The organism is Nocardioides sediminis, from assembly GCF_003047295.1.
In the GTDB taxonomy this organism is placed as follows: Bacteria; Actinomycetota; Actinomycetes; order Propionibacteriales; family Nocardioidaceae; genus Nocardioides; species Nocardioides sediminis.
The window spans coordinates 443,603-469,765 of the sequence record NZ_PZYZ01000001.1 but is presented as its reverse complement, the minus strand read 5'-3'; the positions used below and the strand labels follow the sequence as shown (position 1 = coordinate 469,765).

Below are 26,163 nucleotides of genomic sequence, written 5' to 3'. Positions count from 1 at the left end.
GGTGCGTTGCTTCCCACAGCGTGCCTCCCGATACAGCAGGCTTCCCCACCTGCCGATACGTCGGAAAGTACGCCCGTGGTGGGAGCCATCCGGGGCGACACGCCCGACCGCGGGATGAACGTTGTGTTACCCGCTCCGCCACGCGCCGCGGGGCTCAGGACCCGAAGCGGCGCTCGCGCTCGGCGTACGCCCGGATGGCACGCAGGAAGTCGACCCGGCGGAAGTCGGGCCACAGCGCCTCGCAGAAGTAGAACTCCGAGTGCGCCGACTGCCAGAGCAGGAAGCCGCCGAGCCGCTGCTCGCCCGACGTGCGGATGACGAGGTCGGGGTCGGGCTGGCCCTTGGTGTAGAGGTGGTCGGAGATGTGCTCGACGTCGATGACGTCGGCGAGCTCCTCCAGGCTGGTCCCGCGCGCGGCGTGCTCGTGGAGCAGGGAGCGTACGGCGTCCGCGATCTCGCGACGCCCGCCGTACCCGACGGCGATGTTGACCAGGATCCCGTCGACGTCGCGGGTGGCCTCCTCGGCGTCCTTGAGCTTCTGCGCGGTGTGCGCGGGGAGCAGGTCCAGGGCGCCCACCGGGTGGATGCGCCACCGGCCGGTGGCGGCCAGCGACTCGACGGCGCCCTCGATGATCGTCAGCAGCCCGGTGAGCTGCTCGGGCGGCCGGTTGGTGAGGTTGTCGCTGGACAGCAGCCACAGCGTCACCACCTTGACGCCGACCTCCTCGCACCAGCCGAGGAGCGGGAAGATGTTGTCCGCACCTGCCTGGTAGCCGCCCGCCGTGTCGATGCCCACGGCCTTGGCCCAGCGCCGGTTGCCGTCGAGCATGACACCGATGTGCTGCGGGATGCGATCGGCCGGGAGATTCTTCACGACCCGGTGCTCGTAGGCCGGGTAGACCACCCGACGCACCGCGTCCTTCAACTTCGCCACCTCCTGATGGTAACCGCGTCCCAGGGTGTCGTCCGTGCACGACGACCCGTGGCGACCACGGTCAGGACGGAGCTCCCGACCCCGACGACGCGGTCGCCCGAGGCCTCCCGGACGCCACCCTCACGAGGCGTTCCATGTGACTAGTTCACCCGGGCCGGGTAGTTTCGGGGCATGAACGACCTCATCCGCCACCGGTTCGACGGGCTCCACGAGCGCGTCGACGGCGCGACGGAGGCCATCCACGAGGCGATCGCGGAAGCCAAGCCGCACCTTCGTGGCTGGTTGCACCTCGCTACCACTCCCCTGACCCTCGCGGCCGGCATCGTCCTGATCGTGCTCTCCCCCGACACCCTCACCCGGGTCGGCTCGGCGGTCTTCACCGCCTCCGCCCTGGTCCTGTTCACCGTCTCCGCGATCTACCACCGCGGCACCTGGTCCCCCGGCACCCACTCGGTGCTCCGGCGCTTCGACCACTCCAACATCTTCGTGCTGATCGCGGGTTCCTGCACGCCGTTCGGGCTGCTGCTGCTCGAGGGCCGCGACCAGTGGTTGATGCTCGGTCTCGTCTGGGGCGGCGCCCTGGGCGGCGTCGCGATGAAGGTGTTCTGGAAGGGCGCCCCCCGCTGGCTCTCCGCACCGATCTACATGGCGCTGGGCTGGGCCCCGGTGTTCTTCTTCGGTGACTTCATCAGCGGCGCCATGGACCGGTACGGCGCGAGCACCGGCACCGCGGTGATGGTCCTGGTCGCGGTCGGCGGCGCGCTCTACACGATCGGCGGCGTCGTCTACGGCACCAAGCGCCCCAACCCGTGGCCGCGCTGGTTCGGCTTCCACGAGGTGTTCCACACCTTCACGATCCTCGCGTTCGTGACCCACTACGTGGGCGTCTCGGTGGCGACCTACTCGCTGCGCTGAGCGCGCTCCCGCTCCTCGCGGAGGCGGGTGAGTCCGCTCACGTCGGGGAACACCGCGCCAGCTCCAGGCGTCGTACGGGGGAACGCCCGTCCCCGACCCCCGTGACGCCGATGACCGAACCCGACCAGAAGCCCACCCTCGACCTCTCCCTCCCCCAGGTGGTCGCCGGCGCCGTGGCGGCCGCCGCGGCCACCGTGCTGAGCTCCCGCCTGGGCCTGGTGGGCACCGTGCTCGGCGCCGTCTTCGCCAGCATCGTCTCGGCCGTGGTCACCGCGTCGGTGGCCGGCTGGTGGCACCGGGCGCACCACGCGTCCCGCACCGCCCGCGAGTGGGTCCCCCAGCGGGTGCGTGGCCTCGTGGTCGGGGCCGGCGCCCTCGGCCTGCTCGTGGTCGCCTTCCACACCGGCGTGGACCTGCTGACGCAGGACCTGCCGCGCGGCACCTTCGCCGCCCGCTGGCTCGCCGAGGTCGGCCTCACCCGAGGATGAGCCACGCGAACACGGACAGCGCCGCGACCGCGACCGTGGCAGCGACTGCGACGGCCAGCCGCGGCGACCGCGCCGCGAGTCGCTCCGTGGCCTGGTAGCCCAGCAGGATGACGGCCAGCCCCACGGTGACGTGGAGCAGCACGGCGAGCATGACACCCGCGATGACACCGGCCCTCCAGAAGCGTCCCCACAGCACGCTGAGCAGCAGCGGGACGGCCACCGCGCCGGCAAGCCCGCCGAGGAGCTCCCACCACCAGGCGCGCTCGTCCATCCACGGCACCCGCCACGCGAACGGCCAGGACTGGTCGAGCAGGTCGGCGGTGGCGGAGTAGCCGAGGTAGACGACCAGCGCGATCGATGCTCCGACCCCGAGGCGGTGGGCCCAGCGCATCGCGGGCGACCACGACGGCGAGCGGGGCAGGCCTCCCGGCACCAGGACGGTCGCGGCCGTCACGGCGGTCCAGACGATCCAGCGCCGGACGACGCCGGTGCCGGTGTCGGCCATCGCGTCGCGGAAGACCCGGTCGGCCTCGACCCGGTCGATCGTGTGCCGCTCGGTGGAGTCGTAGGACGGCTCCCCGCCGCCCGCGACCAGGGCGTCGTGGACAAGCGCGGCCGGCAGGTGGGCGCCGGTCTTGGGCACCAGCCAGGTGAACAGCGCCGGCGTCGACGTCAGGTCGGTGCGGAAGTCAGTGCTCGCCGGCACGAGGATCTCGCCGAGATGACGGTCGTCGTAGGCGATCCGCCGCTCGAGGCTGAAGACCTCCAGCCCCGACTCGAGGTGCCGCTCCAGCACGATCCGCGGGTCGTGGGCGCGGTCGGGAGGCAGGCCGATGCGGTCGCCGACGGGCAGCACGCCGCCGTCGTAGAAGCGACGCGGCTGCGGGCGCACCTGCGCGCCGGTGGTGGTGACGGGCTGGCTCCGAGACATGGGCCCACTGTGGCACCGGCCACCGACGCCGGCACGCGGACACAACCGCCGCTCGTGGTGCATCTCGCGCCGTGCCGACGGGGTTGCCGGCCGGGTTCTGTCCGCGTGTCTACGTGAGGTCGGCAGGGTTCGTGGTCGGGGCGGCGCAGACGTGGTGCCGGCAGACGTACGCCGCGGGGCGGCCGCCGACCTCGTCGCGCGCCTGCATCAGCGGGATCGCCGACTCACCGGGCGCGGCCACGACCACCACGGCGCCGGGCAGGGCGAGCGCCGCCCGGGCCAGGGCGTCGCGTTCCTCCCCCGGCCGACCGACGACCGCGATCTCGCGGGGTCCGTCCAGCATCGCCTCGGCGGCCGCCAGCGACCACCCGGCGAAGCGGGGGGCCTTCTCGGCCAGCGTGGCGACCGTCGCCAGCGCTTCCTCGGCCGCGTCCCGGTAGGCCTCCTCGCCCGTCAGCGCGGCGAACCCGACGAGGGCGTGGACCGTGGCCGACAGCCCGCTGGGCGATGCATTGTCGGAGGGGTCGCGCGGCCGGGCGACCAGCGCCTCGGCGTCGACCGCGGTGTCGTGGAAGCCGCCGTCCTCGGCGCGGAACCGGTCCAGCGCGTCGTCCAGGAGCAGCCGGGCGTGGTCGAGCCAGGTTCCGTCGGCGGTCGCCGCGGCGAGGTCGACGAACGCGGTCGCCACGCAGCCCAGGTCCTCGAGGACACCGGCGGGCGTCCCCACGGCGCCGTCGCGCGAGACGCGGCGGAGCCGGGCGCCGCCCTCGCCGGCGTCCACCAGGTGCACGTCGACCAGCAGCCGGCCGGCGGCCACCGCCGCGTCGAGCCAGTCCTGCTCCCCCAGTCGCTGCCAGGCCGCGACCAGCCCGCTGATCGCCAGGCCGTTCCACGCGGCGACCACCTTGTCGTCGCGGGCGGGCCGCACGCGCTCCTCGCGGGCGGCGACGAGCCGACGGCGTACGTCCGCCCACCGCTGGAGGTCCTCCCCGCCGGGCGGGTGGCGCAGCTGCAGCGTGGACGTGCCGTGCTCGAAGGTGCCCGCGGGGGTGACGCCGAGCAGGTCGGCCGCCCACGCGCCGTCGTCCGGTCCCAGGACCTCCGTCAGCTGCTCGGGGGTCCAGACGTAGAAGGTGCCCTCGGCACCCTCGCTGTCGGCGTCCAGGGCGCTGGCGAAGCCACCCTCGGGCGTGCGCAGCTCGCGGAGCAGGAACTCGGCGGTCTCCCGCGCCACCCGGTCCCCGAGCCCGGTGCCGAGCCGGGCGTGGAGCGCGAGCAGCAGGCCGTTGTCGTAGAGCATCTTCTCGAAGTGGGGCACCACCCACCCCCGGTCGACGGAGTAGCGGGCGAAGCCGCCGCCGAGCTGGTCGTACATCCCGCCCCCGGCCATCGCCTGCACGGTGCGGCCGAGCATGTGGCGCGCCTCCTTCACCCGCTCGGCCATCGGCGAGCCCTCCGCGGCCGGGCGGGCGGCGAAGCGGCGCAGGAGCTCCAGCACCATCGAGGGCGGGAACTTCGGGGCGCCGCCGAAGCCGCCCGCCATCGGGTCGAACTCGCCGGCCAGCACACCGACGGCCTGCTCGACCGCGTCGGCGGTGATCGGCGCCGCGGTGAGGGCGGCGGACGCGTTGAGGTGCTCGCGCAGGTTGTCGGCCACGCGGCGTACGTCCTCACCCCGCTCCCGCCAGGCCTCGGCGAGCCCCTGGAGCACCTGGGTGAAGGACGGCTGGCCGTGGCGCGGGGTCTCGGGGAAGTAGGTGCCGGCGAAGAACGGGCTGCCCTCGTGGTCGAGCACGCAGGTCATCGGCCAGCCGCCGTGGCCGGTCATCGCGGTGGTCGCCTGCATGTAGACCGCGTCGACGTCCGGACGCTCCTCGCGGTCGACCTTGATGCTGACGTAGTGCTCGTTGAGGTAGGCCGCCGTCGCCTCGTCCTCGAACGACTCGTGGGCCATCACGTGGCACCAGTGGCACGCGGCGTACCCGACGCTCAGCAGCACCGGCACGTCGCGGCGTCGGGCCTCGGCGAACGCCTCGGGCCCCCACTCCCACCAGTCGACCGGGTTGTCGGCGTGCTGGAGGAGGTACGGCGACGTGGCGGCGGCGAGACGGTTGGCCATGCCCCCAGCCTGTCAGGCGGGACGAATCACGCCAGCGAGAGGAAGAGCTTCTCCATCTTCTTCACGTCCACGCTGTCGACGCCGTCGCCGGCGGTGAGGCACTGCTGCAAACCACTGGCCACGATCGCGAACCCGGCGCGGTCGAGCGCCTTGGAGACCGCGGCGAGCTGGGTGACGACGTCCTCGCAGTCGCGCCCCTCCTCGAGCAGGCGCAGCACGCCCGCCAGCTGGCCCTGGGCGCGCTTGATGCGGTTGATGACCGGGGTCATCTCGGTGGCGTCGAGCTCCATCAGTCCTCCTCGGACAGGGCGGCCAGGGCCGCGGTCAGGCGTTGCTTGGCGTCGGCGGCGACGGAATCGAGGGCACGGTCGTCGGCCAGGCCCATCATCGCGTCCGGGTCGAAGGCCTCGACGACCGTGGTCCCCTCCTCCACCGAACGGACCACCACGTTGCACGGCAGCACGGCGGCGATCGAGGGGTCGACCTGGATGGCCTCGTAGGCCAGCGGGGGGCGGCAGGCGCCCAGGATGACCTGGGGCGGGAGGTCGACGTCGAGCTTGGCCTTCATCGTGGCGGCGAGGTCGATCTCGGAGAGGATCCCGAAGCCCTGGTCGCCCAGCGCGGCCCGCGTGGCGTCCAGCACCTCGGCGTACGGACGGGTGATCGTGGTGGACATCGTGTAGCTGCCCATCAGGCGCTCCTCTCCTCGGCGGCGGCATCGGTGGCGCGGGCCTTCTGCATCTCGAGGTCCACGTCGAGCTCGCGGACGGCCGTCACCAGCTGTTCCAGACTAGTGGCGGGCAGGGCGCCGGCCTGCGAGAAGACCAGCACGCCGTCCTTGAAGGCCATCAGGGTCGGGATCGAGGAGATCCGGGCCGCCGCGGAGAGCGCGGGCTCGGCCTCGGTGTCGACCTTGCCGAACACGATGTCGGGGTGGGTCTCGCTGGCCCGCTCGTAGACGGGGGCGAACTGGCGGCAGGGCCCGCACCACGAGGCCCAGAAGTCGACGAGCACGATCTCGTTCTCCGCCACGGTGGTCTCGAAGTTGTCGGCGCCCAGGGTCAGGGTGGTCATCAGCTGCTCCTTCATGTTCCTTCGGTGGGTACCGGGGGTTGCGGCGACGTGCCGCGGAATACCCCCGGGGGTCTTTTGCATTCAGCGTATATACCCCCTAGGGTATTCCTCAACCGCCGAGGGAACCCACCACGGAAAGGAATCGCATGTCGCACCACACCCCCGAGATCTCGCTCGAGGAGTACGCCGCCGAGCGCGAGCACGGCGTGACCATCGACGTCCGCGAGCGCGCGGAGTTCGCCCAGGCCCACGTGCCGGGCGCCGTCCTCGTGCCCATGGGCCAGCTGGCGTCGCGCCTCGACGAGATCGACCGGTCGGCCCGCGTCCACGTCATCTGCGCCTCGGGCAACCGCTCGAAGGCCATGACCGACCTGCTCGTCGCCGCCGGCTTCGACGCCGCGTCGGTCGCAGGAGGCACGCGTGCCTGGGTCGATTCCGGCCGCGCCGTGGGGGTGGGTCTCTGATGTCCGACCTCGACGTCATCCCGATCGAGACCCCGACCCTCGGCGACCGCAGCTACCTCGTGCACGACGGCGAGGTCGCGTTCGTCGTCGACCCGCAGCGCGACATCGACCGCGTCCTCGACCTGCTCGAGGAGCACGGCGTGCGGCTCACCCACGTCTTCGAGACCCACATCCACAACGACTACGTCACCGGCGGCCTCGCCCTCGCGCAGCGCACCGGTGCCCAGTACCTCGTCAATGGCGAGGACGACGTGTCCTTCACCCGCACTCCCCTGGCGGACGGACAGGTCGTCGAGGTGGGTGGACGGATGCGCGTCACCGCGCTGGCCACCCCCGGCCACACGTTCACCCACCTCTCCTACGCCCTGACCGACCGAGGCCCCGACGGCGACGAGCACGTGGCGGTCTTCTCCGGCGGCTCCCTGCTGTACGGCGCCACCGGGCGCCCGGACCTGCTCGGTCCCGAGCACACGGACGCCCTGGTGCGCCACCAGCACGCGTCCGCGCACCGGCTCGCCGAGCTGCTCCCCGACGAGGCCGAGGTCTTCCCGACCCACGGCTTCGGCTCCTTCTGCTCCGCGACCCAGTCCGAGGCGACGGAGTCGACGATCGGGCAGGAGAAGCGGTCCAACCCGGTGCTCACGCAGGACGAGGAGACCTACGTCCGCGAGCTGCTCGACGGCCTGGGGGCCTACCCGGCGTACTACGCCCACATGGGGCCTGCCAATGCCGGCGGTCCGTCCGAGCCCGACCTGTCCCCGCCGTCCGTGGCCGACGCCGCCGAGCTTCGCCGGCGCATCGAGACCGGCGAGTGGGTCGTCGACCTGCGCAACCGCACCGCTTTCGCGGCCGGCCACGCGCCGGGCACGCTCAACTTCGGGCTCGACGGCGGCTTCGCGACGTACCTCGGCTGGCTCGTCTCCTGGGGCACCCCGATCACGCTCCTCGGCGAGACCGCCGAGGACGTGGCCGAGGCGCAGCGTGAGCTCGTGCGCATCGGCATCGACCGGCCGGCAGCGCACGCCACGGGTGGCCCGGAGGACTGGACCGACCGCGAGCTGGCGTCCTTCCCGACGGCCACCTTCGCCGACCTCGCAGACGTGCGGCACCACCGCGAGGTGGTCGTGCTGGACGTGCGCCGCACCGACGAGTACGACGCGGCCCGCATCGCGGGGGCGGTCAACGTGCCCATCCACGAGCTCCCCCGCCGCCTCGACGAGGTGCCCGCGGGCGAGGTGTGGGTGCACTGCGCCGGTGGCTACCGCGCGTCGGTCGCGGCGTCGTTCCTGTCCGCCGCCGGCCGCTCGCTCGTCGCCATCGACGACTCGTTCGACAACGCCGGGCAGGTCGGCCTCCACCTGGTGGGCCCCGAGGCCTGACCCCGTCGCCCTGACCCCACGCACGCACAGAAACGGAGCACACCATGTGCCGAGCAGTCCGATGCAAGACCTGCGGCAAGACCACCTGGGCCGGCTGCGGCCAGCACGTCGACCAGGTGATGGCCGGCGTCGCGCGCGACGACCGCTGCCAGGGCCACCCCCGGGCCGAGCGCGAGTCCGGCGGCTTCCTGTCGAAGATCTTCGGCCGCTGACCCCCTGACCGGGTGGCGGGACGCACTCCCCCGAGCGTCCTGCCACCCTCCCCCCGGGTGGGGGAACGCATCCCCCCGAGCGTTCCCCCACCCTCCCCCCTGACGCGGATGCGCCCGGGGCACGGTCCTGTCCGTAGGGTCGCGAGGATGAGGGAGACCTTGAGGGAGAAGATCAACAGACGGCTGGGAGACCAGGTCTGGTGGAACGACGTCCTCCAGCTCGTCAAGACGGTGCTCGCGGCCGTGATCGCCTGGGTGCTGGCCGCCAGCGTGTTCGAGCTGCCGCAACCCTTCCTCGCTCCGTGGGCCGCGTTGCTGGTCGTCCACGCGACCGTCTACCGGACGTTCTCCAAGGGCACGCAGCAGGTGGCGGCCACCGTCGTCGCCGTCCTGCTCGCCGCCCTGGTCGGTGAGCTCTTCGGCCTCACCAACGCCTCGGTCGCGGTGCTGCTGGTCGTGGCACTGGTGCTCGGCGCGGTGCCGTGGCTGGGCGCGGAGGCGACCACCATCGCCACCACCGGCCTCGTCGTGCTGACCACCGGCTACGAGAGCGACGTCATGCTCATCTCCCGCCTGCTCGACACCGCCATCGGCGTCGTCGTCGGGCTCGCTGTCAACGTGGTCGTCTGGCCGCCCCTGCGCCGCAGCACGGCAGCCTCGGCGATGGACCACATCGACGAGGCGATCGGCGACCTGCTGACCGACATGGCCGGCGGCCTCGGGGACGGCTGCCAGGAGGAGGACGTGACCGGCTGGATCGAGCGCACCCGCGCCCTGGAACGTGACCTCGACCGCGCGTGGGCCCTGGTCCGCCAGGCGCAGGAGAGCGCCCGGCTGAACCCCCGCCGCCCAGCCCGCCAGATGAGGGACCCCCAGCAGTGGCACGGGCTGCTCCGTCGCATGGAGCAGTCGCTCGCGGAGATCCGCAGCCTCGCCCGCACGCTCGGGGGCCAGCAGGCCCACCGCGAGCGGTGGGGCGAGGCCTTCGCCGACCCGTGGATCGAGATGCTCGGGGACACCGGGCGGGCCGCGAGCGCCGCCGACGCGGCTGCGCTGCGCGAGGTGCGCACGCGCCTCGAGGCGTTCACCGAGGACCTGCGCACGACCGAGCGCTCGTCCGAGTGGCCGATCTACGGGGCGCTCATCATCAACCTGCGCAACATCATCGACTCGATGGACGTGGTCGCGGAGGCCAACCCGATCCTGGGCCGGCCGCTGCGCCTGCGGATCCCCGGAGGGCCCGCCGAGGCCGCGCAGGGTTGACCGGGAGGGCGACCGTAGGGTGCGCCCATGACGACCGCCCGCACCGTCCCCGTCACCACCGAGATGGACGGTGACGAGCTGGACGCGCTGGACGCGTGGCACCTGGCCCGCCACCACGGCCTGAGGAAGATCGCCGTCGAGTCGTTCGTCCGGTTCCGGTACGGCGACGGCTTCACCAACTCCCGCGCGCTCGCGCTGCAGGCCTGCCTCGCGGTCGTTCCCTTCCTGCTGGCGCTCACCGGGCTGGCCGCCGACATCGACGAGGAGCGCCCGGCCCGGGTCGTGGCCCACGTCGTCGACTCGCTGTCCCCCGGCGCGGGAGAGAGCGACGCCCTCACCTCCGCGGTCGAGGACTCCGACGCCTCCGAGGCCGCCGGTGAGGTCGCGCTCGCCTTCGGTCTCGCCTTCGCGCTGGTCTCGATGACCACGGCCATGGCCCAGGTCGAGCGGGGCGCCAACCGCATCTACGGCATCCGCCGTGACCGCAAGGCCCTGGCCAAGTACGGCCGCGCGGCGGTGCTCACCGCCGTGCTCGCCGGCCCCGTGGGGACCGGGTTCCTGATGATCGTGGGAGGCAGGGCGTTCGGCGAGGCGATGGCCGAGGGCTACGGGTGGTCCGACGACGCGGTGCTGTGGTGGAACGTCCTGCGCTGGCCCATCGGTCTCGCACTCCTCGTCCTCACGATCGCGGTGCTGCTCGACCACGCGCCGCGGCGTCGTCAGCCCGCCCTGTCGTGGCTCGCCCTCGGCTCCGGGATCGCCGTGCTGCTCAGCGCGATGGCGACCGTCGGTCTCGCCCTGTACGTCTCGCTCAGCGGCTCCTTCGGCAGCGTCTACGGCCCCTTGGCCGGCATCTTCGCGCTGCTCCTGTGGGCCCTGCTGTCCTCGATCGCGCTGTTCCTCGGCACCGCCGTGTGCGCGCAGCTCGAGGCGCTCCGCGCGGGCCAGGTCGACCCCGTGGTGGACGACCCGGGCCGTCCGCACGCGCGCACCGTGGACGACTGACGGGGACTACCGTGGGCTCCATGGAAGCAGCCGACTGGGACGCGCGGTACGCCGCGGCCGAGCTCGTGTGGTCCCGCGGGCCCAATGCCTTCGTCGAGGCGGAGTGCGCCGGGCTCCAGCCGGGCCGGGCCGTCGACCTCGCCTGCGGGGAGGGACGCAACGCCATCTGGCTGGCCGGCCACGGCTGGCACGTGACGGCGGTCGACTTCTCGCAGGTCGCCCTGGACAAGGGGCGCCGGCTCGCCGCCGACCTCGAGGGTGACGGGACCGTCGACTGGGTGTGCGCGGACGCGACGCAGTGGCGGGGCGCGGACCTCGACCTCGCCGTCGTCGCCTATCTCCAGGTCCCGGCGGGCGATCGTCGTACGGCGGTGCGCAACGCCGTCACGTCGCTCCGTCCGGGCGGCACCCTGGTCTGGGTCGGCCACGACAGCACCAACCTCACCGAGGGCACCGGGGGCCCGCAGGACCCGGCGGTGCTCATGACCGCGGAGGACCTCCTCGACGACCTCGAGGGCATCCCCGTCGACGTCGAGCGAGCCGAGCGGGTGGCCCGGGCCGTGACCGCCGAGGACGAGCACGGTGCCGAGGTGGCGCGGACGGCGTGGGACTGCTTCCTCCGGCTCCGCCGGGCATGACACAGCGGCTCCGCCGGGCATGACCTGCGGCTACGTCGAGCCCTGACGTCGTCGCTCCCACCTCGAGGCGCCGACGAGCACCGCCCAGGCGAGCAGCGCGCCGGCGACGATGTCCACGACGTAGTGCTCCGCGTAGTAGACGAGCGCGACCGACATCGACGCCGGGTAGACGAGCAGCAGCCACCGACCCGGGGACCGCAGCCGCTGGACGCCGTACATCGCGATCAGGAACGCGATGCCGGCGTGGAGGGAGGGCATCGCGGCGACCGGGTTGCCGACGCCCTGCAGCAGCACGTCGATCCGGTCCAGGCCGATCTCGGACCACCCCCGGCCGGTGATGCGGGAGGTGTGGCCCAGCTCGCCCATCTCCGACGCCATCCACGGCGGCGCCATCGGGAAGGCGATGTAGACGACGAGCGCGCCGAAGCAGATGCCGACGTACCGCCGCATCCAGCGTTCCCACTCCGCCCTGCTCCGTGACCACAGGACGGCGGCGATGGTGAGGCCGGCGACGAAGTGCGTGGCGTAGACGGAGGTGAAGTAGAGGTCGAACAGCCGGGGATCGCTCTCCTTGACGCACGGGTCGCCGCACCAGGCCGCCTGCAGCCGCTCGGTGGGGGTGACGCCGCCACCCAGCCACCGGTCGAGGGTGATGGGCATCTCCACGTGGACGGGCAGGCCCAGCTCGTCGGTCAGCCCACGGCTGTAGAAGTAGACGACCAGTCCGGCGACGGGGAGCCACCAGTCACGCAGGAAGGCCAGGTGCGACCGCCACGGAGCGTCGAACCGCGCCGCGATGGTCGCGGCCCAGAGCCACAGGACGACCTGCAGGCTGTCGTTGGGGATGCCGAGGGTCACCACCCAGGTTCCGAGGAGGACGACGTACGCCGTCACCGCGGCGACCCTGCGCGCCCGGCCGGAGACGCGGCGACCGGGGCTGCGCACGCTCGGATCCCCGAGTCGCGTGCGGGACAGCTCCGTCGCCTGGCTCATCTCCCTCTCTCCCGGAGACCGCGGCCCCCTCGAGGCGTCCATCCACGGTCGCACAGGGCCAGCGGGTCATGACCAGGGTCGACCGCCCCTATACCTCAGCGTCGGTAGGTGCCTCGACCGCTGACACCCCTCCCCGCGGGCCCGGCGGGACACCACGTCCCTCGACACCGTCGGTGGCCGGGGCTAGCGTCACAGGTCCATCGCCCGCCGCCCGCCACCCGGGCACCTCGGATGCGGGCACGACAGATGCGGAGCGACATGTCAGCACGACGTTGGACGGCCGTCCTCACCGGACTGGCCCTTCCTCTCGGGATCGTCACCACCATCGCCACCACCACGCCGGCCCACGCCATCCCCACGGAGTCGCACTGCGGCACCGAGGCGTCCGGCTCGGGCAACAACGGCTTCGTCGACCACGCCCAGCTCACCAGGACGCTCGAGGGCATCGAGCGCTCGACCAAGGGCGTCGTGGACGTCGAGGTCGTGGGCGAGAGCCACCAGGGCAGGGAGATCTACACCGCCCGCGTCGGCGAGGGCGACACGGTCGTGTTCGTCGAGTCCCAGATCCACGGCAACGAGAACCACGGCACCGAGGCGCTCCTCGACCTGCTCCGCCGCTGGGGCGGGTCGACCAGGGAGGCCGCCGCCCTCCGCGAGGAGGTCACGATCGTCGCGATCCCCCGCCTCAACGTCGACGGCGGCGAGCGCGACACCCGGCAGAACGAGATGACCTGGGACGACGTCGTCGCCGCCTTCCCGCAGCTCGCGGGGGTCGCGCCGGCGTGGAACTACAACACCCGGGTGGGCGGCTTCGACGTCAACCGCGACTTCAACCCCGACCTCGACTACGTCCCGCAGCCGGCGGACTTCCCCGGCAACAGCGCCGACACGGGCTGGTACATCACGCCCGAGGCGCAGACCGTGCGCGACGTCTACCGCGGACTCGAGACCGAGTTCGGCACCGTCGACTACTTCGTCGACCTCCACAACCAGTGGTCGTGCTACGCCACCGAGGACCTCGAGAGCATGTCGCCGCTGTCGATCTCGGCGAAGTTCATCGACGACCCGAGCGAGTTCGGCAGCTGGCCGAAGTTCGACATGGAGGCGTCCCAGCGGGCCAACGTGGCCGTCTACGAGGCCCTCCAGGGCCACGGCGAGTCGGGGTACGGCGACCTGACGCTCTACCCCCAGGACACCAACCTCCCCGGCACCGCCCTCGGCTCCTTCGCGCTGCGGGGCAGCGCGGTGGTGCTCTTCGAGACGTCCAGCCAGACCCAGTACGACGGCATGAAGCGCAACGGCATGCTGCGCAAGCAGATCGAGATCGGGCTCGGCGGCCTCGTCGACTCGGTCGCCGACGGGTCGATCGCCGACAAGGACCCGGCGGTCTACGACACCATCCCGCAGCGGGTCTTCCTGCCCGCGGACTGACGGCCCCGGGCCGGGTGCACCATCCGGGTCGTGGGCGGTCCCAAGCGCTCCGTGCGCCGGGACCGCCCACGGCCCGACCCGTGGCCGCGACACCCTTGACACTGGTCAGACTCTCTGACGACTATGGTCAGAACCACTGACCACCCAGGGGAGCCCGTCATGTCCCGACTGCCTCCGGTCCGCGTGGTACGGGCCGCCACGGCCGCCCGCGCCGCGATCCAGACCCTCACCCGGCGGATGGTGCCGCCGGAGGTCGCCCTGCTCGAGCTCACCTCGGGCTTCATGGCGACCCACGCCATCTACGCCGCGGCCAGGCTCGGCATCGCCGACGTCCTGGCCGACGGACACCTCGCCCCGGACGACGTCGCCGCCGAGATCGGCACCGACGCCGACGCCACCCACCGGCTCCTGCGCGCCCTGGCCAGCCTCGGGGTCCTGCACGAGGACCCCGAGGGCCAGTACTCGCTGACGCCGCTCTCCCAGGGCCTGCGGACCACGACGCCCGACTCGATGGTCCCGGTGGTCCTGTTCCTCGGCGACCCGCTCTACCAGGCGCCGTGGGGACAGCTCACCCGCACGGTGCAGACCGGCACTCCCGGCGCCGAGGCGGTCCTCGGGATGCCCATGTGGCAGTACCTCGACCACGACCCGGAGTTCGCCGCGAGGGTCAACGACGCGATGACCCGCCTGACGGACCTCGACTGGCCGGCCGTCCGGGCGGCGTACGACGTCTCCGGATTCTCGACCATCGTGGACGTGGGTGGCGGGCACGGCCGGCTGCTCTCCCTGATGCTCGACGCGGCGCCCTCCGCCAAGGGCGTGCTGCTGGAACGGGCCGCCCTCGTGGACGGGGCCGAGCGGCTCCTGGCCGAGGCGGGCGTCCTGGACCGTTGCCGGGTCGAAGCCGGGTCGTTCTTCGAGAGCGTCCCCGACGACGGCGACCTCTACGTGCTCCGGCGCGTCATCCACGACTTCGACGACGAGCAGGCGGTGGCCGTCCTGACGACCGTGCGCCGCCACATGCCCGCGGGCGCGCGCCTCGTCGTGCTGGAGAGCGTGGTCCCCTCCGACAGCACGCCGCACTTCGCCAAGGCCCTCGACCTCGACATGATGGTCTTCGTCGGCGGCCGCGAGCGCACCGAGCGCGAGCTCACCACGGTGCTGGACCGCGCCGGGCTCCGCGTGACGCGCGTCGTCCCCACCATCTCGACGCTGTCCGTGGTCGAGGCCGTCCCCGCCCGGCACCCGTGACTCCCGACGGTCGCCGCCGACCGGTCGGGTGCAGCATGATCGGCGGATGACCGCACCCGAGCCGACCCCCGCCGCCGCACCCGCCCGGGGCGGGACCCGTCCCGTCCTCGTCGTCGTGGGCGCCGGTCCCGGCGTGAGCGGGTCGGTGGCCCGGCGCTTCGCCGACGAGGGGTACGACGTCGGGCTGCTGGGCACGGACCAACGAGTGCTCGACGACCTCACCACCGACCTCGAGCGGCGCGGCGCGACCGTCCGCTCAGCCACCGTCGACGTCACCGACACCGGTGCCGCGACCAGCGCGGTGCGGGGCATGGGCGAAGCCTGGGGGCACGTCGACGTCCTCCACTTCAACCCCAGCGCCTACCGCGAGAAGGACCCGCTGGAGCTGAGCGTCCCCGAGCTGCTCGAGGACGTGGCGCTGGGCGTCGGAGCACTGCTGACGGCGGTCCAGGCGGCGCGTCCCTTCCTCGCGGCCGGGAGCAGGATCAGCGTCACCGGCAGCATGGCCGCCGACCGCCCCTGGCACGGCGCCGCCTCGCTCGGCGTGCAGAAGGCCGGCGTGCGCAACCTCGTGCGCAGCCTCGACGCCACGCTGGCGCCGGACGGCATCCGGGCGGTCTCGGTCACGGTCCGCGGCACCCTGGCACGGGAGGGCGACTTCACCCCCGACCGCGTCGCCGACGCGATCTGGGGGGCCGTCACCACGGCCGAGGAGGAGTGGGCCAGCGAGGTGCCCTACTCCGGTCAGGCACGGGGCTAGGCCCGCAGCACCTTGTCCATCGCCTTGCCCCGGGCGAGCTCGTCCACCAGCTTGTCGAGGTAGCGGATCCGTCGCATCAGCGGGTCCTCGACGTCCTGCACGCGCACCCCGCACACCACACCCGTGATCGCGGAGGCCCGCGGGTTGAGCCGAGCCTCGGCGAAGAAGTCCTCGCAGGTCGTGCCGTCCGCCAGGTGACGCGCCAGCTCCACCTCGTCGTAGCCGGTCAACCACTCGATGACCTGGTCGAGCTCGGCCTTCGTGCGCCCCTTGCGCTCCACCTTGGCGACGTAGTGCGGGTAGACCGAGGCGAAGCTCGTGGTGAAGATGCGGCTCATCCTCGCAGGGTAGTCCTCACGACCCGCCCGCGCGCTGGACCGCCAGCTCGGTCCGGGAGCGGACGCCGAGCTTCGCGTAGATGCGGGTCAGGTGGTACTGCACCGTCTTCATCGAGACGAACAGCTCGGCCGCGACCTCGCGGTTGGACAGGCCGCTGGCGACGAGGGCCGCGACCGCCTCCTCCTGGGGTGTCAGCGCGTCCACCGGCTGCTCGACGCCGCGCGCCGCATGCACGCCCCCCGCCTTGAGCTCGCGGTCGCAGCGGGCGACGTACGTCGTCGCACCGAGCGCCGCGTAGAGGTGGCGGGCCGTGGCCATGACGGCGTCCGCCTCGCGCCGCTTGCCGGCGCGGCGCAGGGTCTGGCCGTAGGCGAAGCTGACGCGCGCCCGGTCCCAGCGCAGCGGGGTGTCGGCCAGCAGGGCACGCGAGTGCTCGAAGGACTCGCGGGCGGCGTGCAGGTCGCCCTGGGCGCCCAGCAGCCGGCCGCGCGCGTAGCCCAGGCGTGCCGTCGCCGATCGGTGCCCGCGCTCGTGGGCGAGCGCCTCGTGCGGGCGCAGGAAGGCGTCCGCGTCGTCGTACCGTCCCTCGACGACCAGCGCGTTGGCGTAGACGTCGGGCCACGGCCAGGCGCCGGGCTCGTCCACACCGGGGCCCGCCCAGGGCTCCCGCAACGGCTCGAGGGCGCGGACGACGCCCGCGTAGTCGGCGCGCGCCTCGGCCACCTGGGCCCGGGCCAGGCACGACGACACCCGCATGATCTCGTAGTCGCGCACGCCGGCCTCGCCGTCGCGCAGCGCCTGCTCCGCGCCGTCCCAGTCGCCGCGCAGGGCGAGCACCTGGGCGCGGGTCCAGCACAGCAGCGGGCCGACCAGCGTCATGCCCGAGCGCTCGACGAGCTCGACGCCGTCGCGGACCGTCCGCAGGGCGTCGTCCCAGTCACCGGTCACGAACTGAGCCCGCGCCAGCCAGGCGTGCGCCCACAGCGAGATCCGGGTGGACCCGCCCGAGAAACCGGTCGGCAGCGCCGACTCCAGCGCCGCCCGGGCCTCGTCGACCTCGTCGACCACCAGGTGCAGCCAGCCCTTGCCCATGGTCACGCGCTGGGCCTGCGCGCCGTGCCCCACCTCCGCCGCGAGCCGCTCGTAGTCGGCCAGCGCCTCCCGCGGGCGTCCGGTGCCGGCGACCCCGAGCCCCCGGATCGCCGCGGCCTCGACCGCGGCCGGGGATTCCGCCGGGACGAGGGCGATCGCGCGGTCCGCCCACTCGACCAGGTCAGCGCCGCGGATCCGCGCCAGGCTGTGCAGCACCCAGCGCTGGCAGATCGTCGCCGCGACGTCCGGCTCGCGCTCGACGTTGACCAGGTCCCACGCGCGCCGCAGCCAGGTCTCGGCCTCGGCGGGACGGCCGCGGACCACGGCGAGGTAGCCCAGCACCGCGTTGCGCAGCGGCGTCTCGCGCAGGCTCTCCACCTCGGGCAGCAGCGTCACGGCGGCGAGAGTGTCCCCCGAGCCGACCAGGGCGTCGACCGCCCGCGCGAGCCGCAGCTCGCGCAGCGTCACCTCCTCCGTGAGCCGGCTGGCCCGGGCGAGCAGGTCGGCGGCCGCGGCCCAGGAACCCGTCGCGGCCTGCTGGACGGCCAGGTCCTCGAGCTCGTCGGCCAGGGTCGGGTCTGGCAGCACGGTGGCGGCCACGCGGTGCAGCAGCCGCGCCGCGGGGTCGGCCACCACGGTCGCCGCACGCTCGTGCCACTCGGCGGTCCGCCGTGGTCCGAGGCGGGCCAGGACGGCCGCCGCGACCATCGGGTCCGCGGGGGCGAGCGTGTGCGCCCGGCGCCGCTCGCTGACGCGCAGCAGCCCGGCTGCCACGGCCCCGTCGAGGGCGGCAAGCGGGTCCGGGGTCCCGGCCAGCCTCGCGGCGTCGGCGACGGACGTGCCCGCGCCCAGCACGCACACGGCCTCGACGAGGGCGGCGACGTCGGGCTCGAGCGCCCGCATCCGGGCATCCACGTCGGCCGCGACCACGGACGGTGCCGGGAGCTCGGGGTCGAAGCTCGCCCAGGTGTCGCGCGGCAGCTCCTCGACCAGCCGGACGACGTGTGCCGGCAGTCCACTGGTGTGCACGCGGAGCCGCTCGGCCAGGGACGCGTGGAGCGCGACCCCGTGGGCTGCGGCGAGCTCGTGCACGCCGCGCGCGTCCAGCGGGGGTACGACGACCCGGTCCCGCACCGCGTCGAGCAACGTGGCGGTCGCGGGCACCGGCTCCCCGACGCTCGTCACCAGGAGCACCAGGAACGGGCGGTCCCGGTGGTGGTGCACCGCGGTGGACAGCGCTTGGAGGGATGCGGGATCGGCGACCGCCGCGTCGTCGACGACCACCAGCCCGGGCCGCTCCGTGGTGCCGCCGGCACGCTCGGCCAGCAGCGCGGCGACGTCGAGCAGGTCGGCGGGCAGCTCGGCCGTCCGGAGCAGCTGCGAGGCGACCCCGAGCTCGACGCCCGTCTCCCAGGCGGCGCCCCGTGCGGTCAGGGCGGCGCCGTGCCGTGCGGCGTACGACGTCACGAGGCTGGTGCGGCCCGAGCCGGGCGACCCGGTGACGACCGCCTGCGCGGGACCGAGCTCGCCGACCCGGGCCATCAGCTGGTCCAGGTCGGCGAGCTCGGCCTCACGGGCGATCAGTGCCGGGTCGGCTGCGGTCACGCCGCAACCGTAGACCCCACCTCCGTCGCCGGCTCCTCGCGAACGGGCGCGGGCTCCGCGTGCCGGGACCGCGGGACCAGGCTGGTGACCAGCGCCCCGAGGAGGGAGACCACGGCGAACAGCTGGAAGGCCGTGGAGCCGCCGACCCCGGCACCGACGAGCACCCCGCCGATGATCGGGCCGACGATGCCGCCCAGCCGGCCGAAGCCGGCGCACCACGCCACCCCGGCCGCGCGGGCCGTGGTCGGGTAGTAGTTGGACACGAGCCCGTAGATGAGCACCTGGGTGCCGATCGTCCCGACGCCGGCCAGCGCCACGGCCGCGAAGAGCAGGCCGGCCGGCAGGTCCAGGGGCAGCATGGCCAGGGTGATCGCGGCCAGGACGAAGGTCGACGCGACGACCCGCTTGGCCCCGAGCCGGTCGGCGGCCAGGGACGCGGCGAGGCCGCCCACGATCGCACCGAGGTTGAGGATCAGCAGGAAGGTCAGCGAGTAGGCCTTGCCGTAGCCCTGCTCCCCCATGATCTGCGGGAGCCAGGTGTTGAGGCCGTAGGTCAGCAGCAGGCCGGCGAAGCTCATCATCCCGAGGAGGAACGTCGGGAGCGCGAGCCCGCGGGTCGCCAGGGCCGGGAAGCCGACCTTGTCGGGAACGTCGGTCTCGGGCGCCGGGACAGGCAGGCCGGTGCGGGCGGCGACGCGCTCGGCCTCGGCGTACCGGCCGCGGGCCACCAGCCACTTGGGCGACTCGGGGAGGAACAGCACGGCGAGTGGGAGGAGCAGCACGATGGGCAGGGCGCCGACCCAGAACAGCCCGCGCCAGCCGATCGCGTCGCCCAGCCCGAGGGCGACGAGGGCGGCGAGGACGCCGCCGGCCGGGATGCCGCTGTAGACGATCGCGTTGTAGCGGTTGCGCTGGCCCGGCGGCGCGAACTCCGCGACCAGGGCGCCGACGGTCGCGACGAGCGCGCCGACCCCGACCCCGGTGAGGAACCGGAACAGCCCGAAGGTCTGCACGCTCTGGGTCGTGGCCGTGATCGCCATCCCGATCGAGAACCACGCAAGGTTGACCAGCATCACCTTGCGGCGGCCGATCCGGTCGCCGACGGCGCCGGCGGTGAGGGCGCCGACCAGCACGCCGATGAGGGCATAGCTGCCCAGCGTGCCGGCCTGGGTCGGGGTCAGCGTCCCGAGGTGGCTGGGGTCGGCGAGGAGGGGTCGGCACGACGGTGCCGTAGACGACCAGGTCGTAGCCGTCGAAGACCAGCGCGGCCGTCGAGAGGGCGACGACCCAGGCGACCGACCGGCGGCGGCGCCGGTCGAGTGCCTCGTCGGGTCGCCGTTCCGTGGCGGAGGTGCGTTCGGGCATGACGGTTTCTCCAGTCTGCTGGTGGCAGCGGTGAGGGAGGTGGTGAGGGAGGTGGTGAGGGAGGTGGTGCGGGCTGGCGGGACGTCAGCCCAGGTCACCGCCGGCGACCGGGAGGACGGTGCCGGTGATGTACGACGCCTCGTCGGAGGCGAGGAAGGTGATGGCGGCGGCCTGCTCGTCGAGCGTGCCGTAGCGGTGCAGGAGCGAGTGCTCGAGCGTCTGGTCGACGTGCGCCCGGAACCAGGCCTTCTCCTGCTCCGTGCGCGCCTCGGGGGTCCCGCGGGAGATCCGGCGCGGCGGCGCCTCGGTGCCCCCGGGCGCGGTCGCGACCACGCGGATGCCGGCGTCGGCGTACTCGAGGGCGAGCGAGGCGGTGATCGCGTTGATGCCGCCCTTGGCGGCGCTGTAGGGGATCCGGTGGATGCCGCGGGTGGCGGCCGAGGACACGTTGACGATCACGCCGCGCCCGCGGTCGACCATGCCGGGCAGCACGGCGCGGCAGGCGTAGAGGGTCGTCATCAGCGAGCGGTCGACCTCCGCGGCGATCTCGGTGTCGGTGAACTCGGTGAACGGCTTGAAGTTGATCGCGCCGCCGACGTTGTTGACCAGCACGTCGACCCGGCCGAGGCGACCGTCGGCCTCCTCGACCATGGCGCGCGCGCCGTCGTACCGCTCCAGGTCGCACAGCACGGGGACGGCGCCGAGCTCCTCGGCCAACCCCGACACGAGGTCGGAGCGGTCGGCCAGCACGAGCGTGCCGCCCTCGGCGGCGATCCGGCGCGCGGTGCGCTCGCCGATGCCCTGGGCGGCCCCGGTGACGACGACGACCTTGCCGGCGAAGCGGCCGGGCGTCACGAAGGCCGGGCGCTGCTCGACCTCGGCGTCGGCCATCGCGCGGCGCATCGTCGCCTTGGAGCGCTCCGCGTGCTCGATCACGAGGGTGCGGGCGGCCTGGCGGTCGCCCGACTCGATCGCGTCCACGAGGTCGAGGTGGTCCTGCGCGCAGCGCGGCTCGCACCAGGTCGCCGTCCGCAGCACCTCCTCCATCCGGCCCTTCACGCCGAGGGCCTGGTAGGCCTGCAGCAGGTGCTCGTTGCCGGTGAGGGTGAAGAGGTAGTCGTGGAAGGCCGCGTTGGTCTCGGTGTACGCCGCGGCGTCGACGAACCGGTCGCCCTCGACGTAGGGCACGCAGCCCTCGGCGAGCAGGCGGTGGCCCGCCAGCTGCCGGCTGGTGAGGCGGCCCAGGACCAGCTCGAGGGCGCCGAGCTCGAGCGCCTGGCGGGCCTCGAAGATCGCGTCGGACTCGGTGACCGAGGGGTGCTCCTCGCCGATCTCGTAGCCGCCGGCGGCGACGACCTCCGTTGCCTGCGGCTCGGGCTCGACCAGCGGCGCGAGGTCGGTCGCGGCCAGCATCTCCTGGCCGGCGACCTCGCGGGAGGCCGCGCGGGGCACGGCGTACGACGCCCCGGCGCCCAGCGGCGACAGGTCCGACGCCGGCAGCACCTCCCGACCCGCGATCGCGCGGGAGACGAGGTGCCGCGGGACCCGCGCGAGCGGTGCGCCAGCCACCTTCTGCGCGGCCGGCTTCGTGGCTGCCTCACCGCCGGCCGGCGCGTCACCCGGGGACTCGCCCGCGAGCGGTGCCTCAGCCACCTTCTGCTCAACCGGTTCTGTGGCTGGCGCACCGCCGGCCGGGGTGTCGAGGGCAGGGGTGTCGAGGGCCGGTGTGTCGCCGGCCGGGGTCGCGGGTCCGGAGAGCGCGAACTTCTCGTAGTAGAAGCCGGTCGGCACGACGCCCTGGTCGGCGAAGTGCGAGCGCACCGCCTCGACCATCGGGGGCGGGCCACAGAGGTAGACCGCGACGTCGCCGCCGTACAGGTGCTCGGGCCGGACCAGCGTCGTCACGTAGCCCTTGTTCTCCGCCCGGCTCGACGGGTCGGATACGCAGTGGTCCCAGGTGAGCGACGGCATCGAGGCCGCGAGCTCGGCGAGCCGGTCGAGCTCGACCAGGTCGTCGTCGGTGCTCACGCCGTAGACGAGGTGGGTCGGTCGCGTGCTGCCGGTGTCCCGGAGCCGCCGGAGGATCGAGAGGATCGGCGCCAGGCCCGTGCCGCCGGCGAGCAGCAGCAGGGGACGCTCGGCCTCGCGCAGGAAGAAGCTGCCGTGCGGTCCGGTGAAGCGGACCTCGTCGCCGACGGCCGCCTGCTCGGACAGCCAGGTCGACATGACGCCGCCGGGGGTGAGCTTGACCAGGAAGGACAGCTCCTTGTCGTCCGGGGCGCTGCTGAAGGAGTAGGACCGGGTCTCCTCGGTGCCGGGCACGGCGACGTTGACGTACTGGCCGGGCAGGAACGCCAGCTGGTCCCGCTCGGGCGTCTCGACGGTGAAGGCGACCGTGGTCGGGGAGAGCCGCTCGAGGCGGGTGATCTCACCGGTGTAGGTCGCCGCGCGGGTCTTGGCGACCTCGCTGGTGCTGGCGATCTGGAGCACGAGGTCCGAGCGCGGCTTCATGCTGCACGGCAGCACGTAGCCGTCGGCCGACTCGGCGGGCGAGAGCGCGTCCTCGATGTAGGTGCCCCCGTCGTACTCCCCCGACTCGCACAGCGCCTTGCAGGTGCCGCAGGCGCCGTCGCGGCAGTCGAGCGGGATGTTGATGCGCGAGCGGTACGACGCGTCGGCGACGGTCTGGTCCTCGGCGCACCGGATGAAGCGGGTGACGCCGTCCTCGAAGCTCAGCGCGACCTGGTGGGCCGTCGGCTGGGTCGTGTCGGTCGTGGTCATCGCAGTGGTCATCGCAGGCGACCTCAGAAGTGGTACACGTCGACGACGTGGTGGATGTAGTCGTTCTTGAGCACCACGGTCTTGCGACGGATGAGGGGCGAGGGTCCGGAGAAGTCGATCGTGGCGAACGTCGTGCCGTAGTAGGGGTCGATCGTCTTGTAGCGGAAGTACATGGTGTGCCAGTTGAAGCGCACGTCGACCAGCGCACCGCGCTGCTCGATCACCTCGACGTTGGTGATGTTGTGGCTGGTGCGCGGCTCGGGGATCGAGGTCGCCGACGAGCGCTCGGTGCGGATCCGGAAGACCCGGTCCTCCAGGCCACCCTTGTTGGGGTAGTAGATCAGCGAGATGTCGCGCTGCGGGTCTTGAGTGAGCTCGTCGTCGTCGCCCCAGGCGGGCATCCAGTAGACGACGTCGTCGGCGTAGCACTCGAGCCACTTCTCGAACTCGCGGTCGTCGAGGTGGCGCGCCTCGCGGTAGAGGAACTGCTCGACCGCGTGCTGGAGGACGAGGTCGGCGGTGACGTCCAGGTCGGTGCCGGTCTGCTGGGTCGTGGTCATGGCGTCGGTGCCCATCGCGCTCAGGCCCCCTTCTCGGTCTCGAGCGCGGCGCGCATGGTGTCGAGCCAGTAGCCGTGCTGGACGGGGTAGAGCCCCTCGTCCTCGTTCTTGAGGCCCGCCGAGATCACGCCCGGCATGTCGAGGGCGGTCGCGACCTCGTCGGGCCCGGTGAGCCAGTGCTCGGCACCGCGGCTCATGTCGTTCCACGGCGCGGCGGTGGCCCGGAAGGTGAGCTGGCAGGAGCGGAACTCCTCCAGGTCGTCGGGGGTCGCCATGCCGGAGGCGTTGAAGAAGTCCTCGTACTGCCGGATCCGCCAGGCCCGCGACTCGGCGCTCTCGCCCTTGGGGGCGATGCAGTAGATGGTGACCTCGGTCTGGTCCGGCGCGATCGGCCGGAAGTGCCGGATCTGCGTGGAGAACTGGTCCATCAGGTACACGTTCGGGTAGAGGCACAGGTTGCGGCTGCCCTTGACCATGAACTCGCCCTTGGCGTCGCCGTACCTCTCCTTCAGCTCCTCCATCCGGTCCCACAGGGGTCGGTCCTCGGGGTTCCCGGCCCACGTCCACAGGCACAGGTGACCGTTGGGGTAGGACCAGTAGCCGCCGCCCGACTTGCCCCAGCTGCCGGCGTCGAGGGTCTTGGTGGAGTTGGCGGACTCGCCGGTGTTGCGGCGCGAGGTGGTGGCCGCGTAGTTCCAGTGGGTCGCGGTCACGTGGTAGCCGTCGGCGCCGTTCTCGGCCTGCACCTTCCAGTTCCCGTCGTAGGTGTAGGTCGACGAGCCGCGCAGCACCTCCAGGCCCTCGGGCGACTGGTCGACGAGCATGTCGATCACCTTGGTGGTGTCGCCGAGGTGCTCCTCGAGGGTGCTGACGTCGGGGTTGAGGCTCCCGAACAGGAAGCCGCGGTAGCTGTCGAACCGCGCCACCTTGGTCATGTTGTGCGACCCGTTGGTGTCGAAGCTCGCCGGGTAGCCGGCGCCGTCGGGGTCCTTGACCTTGAGCAGCGTGCCGTCGTTGCGGAAGGTCCAGCCGTGGAACGGGCAGGTCAGCGTCGTCCGGTTGTCGGTCTTGCGGCGGCAGATCATCGCCCCGCGGTGCGCGCAGGCGTTGATCAGCAGGTGCAGCTCGCCGTCCTTGTCGCGCGTGATGACGACCGGCTGGCGACCCATGTACGTCGTGAAGTAGTCGCCCGGCTCGGGGAGCTGGCTCTCGTGGGCGAGGTAGATCCAGTTGCCCTCGAAGATGTGCTTCATCTCCAGCTCGAAGAGCTCCTCGTCGGTGAAGATGCGCCGGTTGGCCCGGTAGGCGCCGGCCTCGGCGTCCTCGACGACGGCGTCGGCGAGCACTCCCTCCAGGTGGGTCGTGCGGTCGGAGAGCGTCTCGGTCATGGGGTTCCTCCAGGCGTTCCGTGCTGGCTGTCGGGTGCTCCTGCTGGGCGTTCGCAGAACAGTGGCACCGCGTGGCGGTCGTCACACGAGGGCAATGCCTAGGTCTGGCCCGGGGGGTCATTGATCGGCGGGGCTTATCGATCGGCCGGATCTTTTCGGCGGACCCTCGAGGGGTCGACAATGAGGAATGGCGATCGAGCACTGGGACGCGGTCCCGCTCCCCCTGGCCCCTGCCGACCTGCCGGGCGACCTGACCCGCACGCAGCTGCGCGAGCAGCTCCGGGACGCCTCGACCGCCGTCGTCCTGCGCCACCGCCTGGCCGGCCAGCTCGCCGCCCTGCACGAGCAGGGACGTCGTGTCCGGGGGCACGAGGACGGATCGGTGCACGCGATGCGCATCGCCGCGCGACGGTTGCGCTCGGCGCTCACCACCTTCGGCCCGGTCCTCGAGGGCGGGACGCCCGACGGGGTCCGCGACGAGCTGCGGTGGCTGGGGCAGGAGCTGAGCCCGGCCCGGGACGCCCAGGTGCTGCGCGAGCGCCTCCTCGCGATGCTGGAGGCCCAGCCTCCGGAGCTGGTCCTGGGTCCGGTGGCGAGCCGTATCGACGACGGGCTGCGCGGCGCCGAGCGGCGCGGCCGCGAGCGGGCGCTGCGCGCCCTCGAGGACGAGAGGAGCGCCCGCCTGCTCGACGCCCTGGACCAGCTCGTCCTCGAGCCGCCCCTCGGTGCCCGAGCGCAGGAGCCGGCCCGCGACCTCCTGCCCGACCTGCTGCGCCGCGACCTCGAGCGGCTGCGCCGCGCCGTCGAGGCCGCCGAGGAGCGCGAGGGGCAGGACCGGGACCTGGCCCTGCACGAGGCGCGCAAGAAGGCCAAGCGGCTGCGGTACGCCGCGGAGGCGGCCGCGCCGGTCCTGGGCAAGCGTGCCGACAAGCTGGTCCGCCGGGCGACGGCGGTGCAGCGTTCGCTCGGGGAGCACCAGGACTCCGTCGTGTCCCGGGCCCTGCTCCGCGAGTACGGCGCGCAGGCGCACGGCGAGGCGGAGAACGGCTTCACCTTCGGCCGGCTGCACGCGCTCGAGGAGGCGCGCGGCGAGGCGGCGGTCCGGGACTTCGAGAAGGCGTGGCGGCGGATCCGGACAAAATCCTGGGTCTGACCCAGGGTGTCATTGATCAACGG

General features: G+C 73.1%; 25 protein-coding genes. 12 read left to right on the top strand and 13 right to left on the bottom strand.

The window, feature by feature from the left end; translation table 11 throughout:
• Positions 1-154: 154 nt before the first annotated feature.
• Positions 155-934 (bottom strand): isoprenyl transferase, encoded by a 780-nt coding sequence (locus DAI17_RS02225; protein WP_107771255.1) that lies wholly within the window; start codon positions 932-934, stop codon positions 155-157.
• A 171-nt stretch (positions 935-1,105) separates the two neighbouring features.
• Here DAI17_RS02225 and trhA point away from each other — a divergent pair, with 171 nt between their 5' ends.
• Both trhA and DAI17_RS02215 read left to right on the top strand, forming a co-directional pair.
• Positions 1,106-1,849, top strand: coding sequence for a PAQR family membrane homeostasis protein TrhA (gene trhA / locus DAI17_RS02220; RefSeq protein ID WP_107771254.1), 744 nt, complete (start codon positions 1,106-1,108; stop codon positions 1,847-1,849).
• A 110-nt stretch (positions 1,850-1,959) separates the two neighbouring features.
• A complete protein-coding gene (locus tag DAI17_RS02215) occupies positions 1,960-2,337 on the top strand; it encodes a hypothetical protein (RefSeq protein ID WP_107771253.1) in 378 nt (125 codons plus the stop codon).
• Here DAI17_RS02215 and DAI17_RS02210 read toward each other — a convergent pair.
• The 5 genes from DAI17_RS02210 to trxA form a co-directional block, all read right to left on the bottom strand.
• Positions 2,324-3,268, bottom strand: coding sequence for a DUF1353 domain-containing protein (locus tag DAI17_RS02210; RefSeq protein WP_159081305.1), 945 nt, complete (start codon positions 3,266-3,268; stop codon positions 2,324-2,326). The genes DAI17_RS02215 and DAI17_RS02210 overlap by 14 nt on opposite strands.
• A 109-nt stretch (positions 3,269-3,377) precedes the next feature.
• Positions 3,378-5,387 (bottom strand): thioredoxin domain-containing protein, encoded by a 2,010-nt coding sequence (locus DAI17_RS02205; protein ID WP_107771251.1) that lies wholly within the window; start codon positions 5,385-5,387, stop codon positions 3,378-3,380.
• 26 nt (positions 5,388-5,413) lie between these two features.
• On the bottom strand, positions 5,414-5,677 hold the full coding sequence (locus tag DAI17_RS02200; protein WP_107771250.1) for a metal-sensitive transcriptional regulator: 264 nt from the start codon (positions 5,675-5,677) through the stop codon (positions 5,414-5,416).
• Complete coding sequence (locus tag DAI17_RS02195; protein WP_107771249.1) at positions 5,677-6,078, bottom strand: DUF302 domain-containing protein; 402 nt, start codon at positions 6,076-6,078, stop codon at positions 5,677-5,679. Before DAI17_RS02195 ends, DAI17_RS02200 begins: the two co-directional genes overlap by 1 nt.
• Positions 6,078-6,461, bottom strand: a complete 384-nt coding sequence (trxA, locus tag DAI17_RS02190; RefSeq protein ID WP_107771725.1) for a thioredoxin — start codon at positions 6,459-6,461, stop codon at positions 6,078-6,080. The genes DAI17_RS02195 and trxA overlap by 1 nt, the downstream gene beginning before the upstream one ends.
• A 146-nt stretch (positions 6,462-6,607) precedes the next feature.
• On the opposite strand from trxA, the gene DAI17_RS02185 reads away from it, so the two are divergent.
• The 6 genes from DAI17_RS02185 to DAI17_RS02160 all read left to right on the top strand — a co-directional run bounded on the left by DAI17_RS02185 (position 6,608) and on the right by DAI17_RS02160 (position 11,422).
• Complete coding sequence (locus DAI17_RS02185) at positions 6,608-6,925, top strand: rhodanese-like domain-containing protein (RefSeq protein WP_107771248.1); 318 nt, start codon at positions 6,608-6,610, stop codon at positions 6,923-6,925.
• Positions 6,925-8,304 (top strand): MBL fold metallo-hydrolase, encoded by a 1,380-nt coding sequence (locus tag DAI17_RS02180; protein ID WP_107771247.1) that lies wholly within the window; start codon positions 6,925-6,927, stop codon positions 8,302-8,304. Before DAI17_RS02185 ends, DAI17_RS02180 begins: the two co-directional genes overlap by 1 nt.
• Before the next feature lie 44 nt (positions 8,305-8,348).
• The gene (locus DAI17_RS02175; protein WP_107771246.1) at positions 8,349-8,516 is read left to right on the top strand and encodes a hypothetical protein; all 168 of its coding nucleotides are present in this window, start codon (positions 8,349-8,351) and stop codon (positions 8,514-8,516) included.
• A 147-nt stretch (positions 8,517-8,663) separates the two neighbouring features.
• On the top strand, positions 8,664-9,779 hold the full coding sequence (locus DAI17_RS02170; RefSeq protein WP_159081304.1) for an aromatic acid exporter family protein: 1,116 nt from the start codon (positions 8,664-8,666) through the stop codon (positions 9,777-9,779).
• Between the two features lie 27 nt (positions 9,780-9,806).
• Entirely contained in the window at positions 9,807-10,784 is a 978-nt protein-coding gene (locus DAI17_RS02165) for a YihY/virulence factor BrkB family protein (protein WP_107771244.1), read from the top strand.
• Between the two features lie 20 nt (positions 10,785-10,804).
• Positions 10,805-11,422: a class I SAM-dependent methyltransferase gene (locus DAI17_RS02160; protein WP_107771243.1), complete on the top strand. Its 618-nt coding sequence runs from the start codon at positions 10,805-10,807 to the stop codon at positions 11,420-11,422.
• 30 nt (positions 11,423-11,452) lie between these two features.
• On the opposite strand, the gene DAI17_RS02155 is transcribed toward DAI17_RS02160, so the two are convergent.
• A complete protein-coding gene (locus DAI17_RS02155; RefSeq protein ID WP_159081303.1) occupies positions 11,453-12,367 on the bottom strand; it encodes a phosphatase PAP2 family protein in 915 nt (304 codons plus the stop codon).
• A 306-nt stretch (positions 12,368-12,673) separates the two neighbouring features.
• On the opposite strand from DAI17_RS02155, the gene DAI17_RS02150 reads away from it, so the two are divergent.
• The 3 genes from DAI17_RS02150 to DAI17_RS02140 all read left to right on the top strand — a co-directional run bounded on the left by DAI17_RS02150 (position 12,674) and on the right by DAI17_RS02140 (position 15,857).
• The gene (locus tag DAI17_RS02150) at positions 12,674-13,846 is read left to right on the top strand and encodes a M14 family zinc carboxypeptidase (RefSeq protein ID WP_107771724.1); all 1,173 of its coding nucleotides are present in this window, start codon (positions 12,674-12,676) and stop codon (positions 13,844-13,846) included.
• Between the two features lie 159 nt (positions 13,847-14,005).
• Complete coding sequence (locus DAI17_RS02145; RefSeq protein WP_107771241.1) at positions 14,006-15,097, top strand: methyltransferase; 1,092 nt, start codon at positions 14,006-14,008, stop codon at positions 15,095-15,097.
• Between the two features lie 46 nt (positions 15,098-15,143).
• The gene (locus DAI17_RS02140; RefSeq protein WP_107771240.1) at positions 15,144-15,857 is read left to right on the top strand and encodes an SDR family oxidoreductase; all 714 of its coding nucleotides are present in this window, start codon (positions 15,144-15,146) and stop codon (positions 15,855-15,857) included.
• On the opposite strand, the gene DAI17_RS02135 is transcribed toward DAI17_RS02140, so the two are convergent.
• The 6 genes from DAI17_RS02135 to benA all read right to left on the bottom strand — a co-directional run bounded on the left by DAI17_RS02135 (position 15,854) and on the right by benA (position 24,987).
• On the bottom strand, positions 15,854-16,195 hold the full coding sequence (locus tag DAI17_RS02135) for a DUF2200 domain-containing protein (protein ID WP_107771239.1): 342 nt from the start codon (positions 16,193-16,195) through the stop codon (positions 15,854-15,856). The genes DAI17_RS02140 and DAI17_RS02135 overlap by 4 nt on opposite strands.
• 16 nt (positions 16,196-16,211) lie before the next feature.
• Complete coding sequence (locus DAI17_RS02130; RefSeq protein WP_199904892.1) at positions 16,212-18,893, bottom strand: helix-turn-helix transcriptional regulator; 2,682 nt, start codon at positions 18,891-18,893, stop codon at positions 16,212-16,214.
• Entirely contained in the window at positions 18,890-20,026 is a 1,137-nt protein-coding gene (locus DAI17_RS02125) for an MFS transporter (RefSeq protein ID WP_234412092.1), read from the bottom strand. The genes DAI17_RS02130 and DAI17_RS02125 overlap by 4 nt, the downstream gene beginning before the upstream one ends.
• 316 nt (positions 20,027-20,342) lie before the next feature.
• Complete coding sequence (gene benC, locus DAI17_RS02120) at positions 20,343-23,051, bottom strand: benzoate 1,2-dioxygenase electron transfer component BenC (protein WP_325049842.1); 2,709 nt, start codon at positions 23,049-23,051, stop codon at positions 20,343-20,345.
• 11 nt (positions 23,052-23,062) lie between these two features.
• On the bottom strand, positions 23,063-23,614 hold the full coding sequence (benB, locus tag DAI17_RS02115; protein ID WP_234412090.1) for a benzoate 1,2-dioxygenase small subunit: 552 nt from the start codon (positions 23,612-23,614) through the stop codon (positions 23,063-23,065).
• Between the two features lie 5 nt (positions 23,615-23,619).
• On the bottom strand, positions 23,620-24,987 hold the full coding sequence (benA, locus tag DAI17_RS02110) for a benzoate 1,2-dioxygenase large subunit (RefSeq protein ID WP_107771237.1): 1,368 nt from the start codon (positions 24,985-24,987) through the stop codon (positions 23,620-23,622).
• A gap of 187 nt (positions 24,988-25,174) precedes the next feature.
• Between benA and DAI17_RS02105 the strand changes: the two genes are divergently transcribed.
• The gene (locus DAI17_RS02105) at positions 25,175-26,140 is read left to right on the top strand and encodes a CHAD domain-containing protein (protein ID WP_107771236.1); all 966 of its coding nucleotides are present in this window, start codon (positions 25,175-25,177) and stop codon (positions 26,138-26,140) included.
• The last annotated feature ends 23 nt before the right edge of the window (positions 26,141-26,163 follow it).

Bases quoted from the DNA above. Each gene is read 5' to 3' on its own strand.
- trhA (WP_107771254.1), top strand. From the start codon at position 1,106: ATGAACGACCTCATCCGCCACCGGTTCGACGGGCTCCACGAGCGCGTC.
- DAI17_RS02215 (WP_107771253.1), top strand. From the start codon at position 1,960: ATGACCGAACCCGACCAGAAGCCCACCCTCGACCTCTCCCTCCCCCAG.
- DAI17_RS02210 (WP_159081305.1), bottom strand. From the start codon at position 3,268: ATGTCTCGGAGCCAGCCCGTCACCACCACCGGCGCGCAGGTGCGCCCG.
- DAI17_RS02205 (WP_107771251.1), bottom strand. From the start codon at position 5,387: ATGGCCAACCGTCTCGCCGCCGCCACGTCGCCGTACCTCCTCCAGCAC.
- DAI17_RS02200 (WP_107771250.1), bottom strand. From the start codon at position 5,677: ATGGAGCTCGACGCCACCGAGATGACCCCGGTCATCAACCGCATCAAG.
- DAI17_RS02195 (WP_107771249.1), bottom strand. From the start codon at position 6,078: ATGGGCAGCTACACGATGTCCACCACGATCACCCGTCCGTACGCCGAG.
- trxA (WP_107771725.1), bottom strand. From the start codon at position 6,461: ATGACCACCCTGACCCTGGGCGCCGACAACTTCGAGACCACCGTGGCG.
- DAI17_RS02185 (WP_107771248.1), top strand. From the start codon at position 6,608: ATGTCGCACCACACCCCCGAGATCTCGCTCGAGGAGTACGCCGCCGAG.
- DAI17_RS02180 (WP_107771247.1), top strand. From the start codon at position 6,925: ATGTCCGACCTCGACGTCATCCCGATCGAGACCCCGACCCTCGGCGAC.
- DAI17_RS02175 (WP_107771246.1), top strand. From the start codon at position 8,349: ATGTGCCGAGCAGTCCGATGCAAGACCTGCGGCAAGACCACCTGGGCC.
- DAI17_RS02170 (WP_159081304.1), top strand. From the start codon at position 8,664: ATGAGGGAGACCTTGAGGGAGAAGATCAACAGACGGCTGGGAGACCAG.
- DAI17_RS02165 (WP_107771244.1), top strand. From the start codon at position 9,807: ATGACGACCGCCCGCACCGTCCCCGTCACCACCGAGATGGACGGTGAC.
- DAI17_RS02160 (WP_107771243.1), top strand. From the start codon at position 10,805: ATGGAAGCAGCCGACTGGGACGCGCGGTACGCCGCGGCCGAGCTCGTG.
- DAI17_RS02150 (WP_107771724.1), top strand. From the start codon at position 12,674: ATGTCAGCACGACGTTGGACGGCCGTCCTCACCGGACTGGCCCTTCCT.
- DAI17_RS02145 (WP_107771241.1), top strand. From the start codon at position 14,006: ATGTCCCGACTGCCTCCGGTCCGCGTGGTACGGGCCGCCACGGCCGCC.
- DAI17_RS02140 (WP_107771240.1), top strand. From the start codon at position 15,144: ATGACCGCACCCGAGCCGACCCCCGCCGCCGCACCCGCCCGGGGCGGG.
- DAI17_RS02135 (WP_107771239.1), bottom strand. From the start codon at position 16,195: ATGAGCCGCATCTTCACCACGAGCTTCGCCTCGGTCTACCCGCACTAC.
- benC (WP_325049842.1), bottom strand. From the start codon at position 23,051: ATGACCACTGCGATGACCACGACCGACACGACCCAGCCGACGGCCCAC.
- benB (WP_234412090.1), bottom strand. From the start codon at position 23,614: ATGGGCACCGACGCCATGACCACGACCCAGCAGACCGGCACCGACCTG.
- benA (WP_107771237.1), bottom strand. From the start codon at position 24,987: ATGACCGAGACGCTCTCCGACCGCACGACCCACCTGGAGGGAGTGCTC.
- DAI17_RS02105 (WP_107771236.1), top strand. From the start codon at position 25,175: ATGGCGATCGAGCACTGGGACGCGGTCCCGCTCCCCCTGGCCCCTGCC.